2 protein-coding genes are annotated in these 1,642 nt (G+C 70.9%); one reads left to right on the forward strand and one right to left on the reverse strand.

What is annotated here, in order from left to right:
- The coding region (locus G6W55_RS37535; protein WP_175525049.1) for a UDP-N-acetylglucosamine 1-carboxyvinyltransferase at positions 1-1,050 on the forward strand (1,050 nt) is incomplete at its 5' end.
- A gap of 337 nt (positions 1,051-1,387) precedes the next feature.
- On the opposite strand, the gene G6W55_RS37540 is transcribed toward G6W55_RS37535, so the two are convergent.
- On the reverse strand, positions 1,388-1,642 hold a 255-nt coding region (locus G6W55_RS37540; protein ID WP_254876596.1), incomplete at its 5' end, for an HU family DNA-binding protein.

Below are 1,642 nucleotides of genomic sequence, written 5' to 3' on the forward strand. Positions count from 1 at the left end.
TCGAGCCGTATCCCGATCCTGTTCTGCGGGCCGCTGCTGCACCGGCTGGGCCACGCGTTCATCCCGGGCCTGGGCGGCTGCGACATCGGCGGCCGGCCGATCGACTTCCACTTCGACGTGCTGCGGCAGTTCGGCGCGAAGATCGAGAAGCGGGCGGACGGGCAGTACCTGGAGGCTCCGCAGCGGCTGCGCGGCACGAAGATCCGGCTGCCGTACCCGTCGGTGGGCGCGACCGAGCAGGTGCTGCTGACGGCCGTCCTCGCCGAGGGTGTCACCGAGCTGTCCAACGCGGCCGTCGAGCCGGAGATCGAGGACCTCATCTGCGTGTTGCAGAAGATGGGCGCGATCATCGCGATGGACACCGACCGCACGATCCGCATCACCGGTGTGGACAAGCTCGGCGGGTACAACCACCGGGCCCTGTCGGACCGGCTGGAGGCGGCCTCCTGGGCGTCCGCGGCGCTGGCGACCGAGGGTGACATCTACGTCCGCGGGGCGCAGCAGCGCTCGATGATGACGTTCCTGAACACCTACCGGAAGGTGGGCGGCGCCTTCCAGATCGACGACGAGGGCATCCGCTTCTGGCACCCCGGCGGGCAGCTCAAGTCCATCGCGCTCGAGACGGACGTCCACCCGGGCTTCCAGACCGACTGGCAGCAGCCGCTGGTGGTCGCGCTGACGCAGGCCACGGGGCTGTCGATCATCCACGAGACGGTGTACGAGTCCCGGCTCGGCTTCACCTCGGCGCTGAACCAGATGGGCGCCCACATCCAGCTCTACCGCGAGTGCCTGGGCGGCTCCGACTGCCGCTTCGGCCAGCGCAACTTCCTGCACTCCGCGGTCGTCTCGGGCCCCACCCGCCTCCAGGGCGCCGACCTGGTCATCCCCGACCTCCGCGGCGGCTTCTCCTACCTGATCGCCGCCCTCGCGGCCCAGGGCACCTCCCGAGTCCACGGCATCGAACTGATCAACCGCGGCTACGAGAACTTCATGGAGAAGCTGGTGGAACTGGGAGCCAAGGTCGAACTCCCGGGCAAGCTGCTCGGCTGAGCCCCGCCCGCCCCGGCCTCCCAGGAATCCGGGGCGGCTCCCCCGGGCGGGTTCCCGGGCCATGAACCGTCCCGACCCGCTCGGCCCGGGCCCGGGGCCGTCCCGCCCCCGGCCGGGGGTCCGGGGGTCGTCCCCCGGGCAGGCACAGCATGGAGAAGCTGGTGGAGCTGGGAGCCAAGGTCGAACTCCCGGGCAAGCTGCTCGGTTAGCAGTCTGTACGGCTGCCTGCGCCTCCAGCGGCAGAGCGAGTACGGCGATGGGGCGGTCACCCTGGTCAGGGTGGCCGCCCCATGGGCGTTGCTGAGGCCCGTACGCGTCCGTGGCGTACGGGTGCGGCTTACTTGCCCTTGGCCGCTTCCTTGAGCTTCGAGCCCGCGGAGACCTTCACGCTGTAGCCGGCCGGGATCTGGATCGGGTCGCCGGTCTGCGGGTTGCGCGCGGTGCGAGCGGCACGGTGGGTGCGCTCGAAGGTCAGGAAGCCGGGGATGGTGACCTTCTCGTCGCCCTTGGAGACGATGTCGCCGACGACCTCGGCGAACGCGGCCAGCACGGCGTCGGCGTCCTTGCGGGTCACCTCGGCGCGGTCGGCCAG

Source organism: Streptomyces sp. CAI-85 (genome assembly GCF_013363615.1).
GTDB lineage: Bacteria > Actinomycetota > Actinomycetes > Streptomycetales > Streptomycetaceae > Streptomyces > Streptomyces antibioticus_B.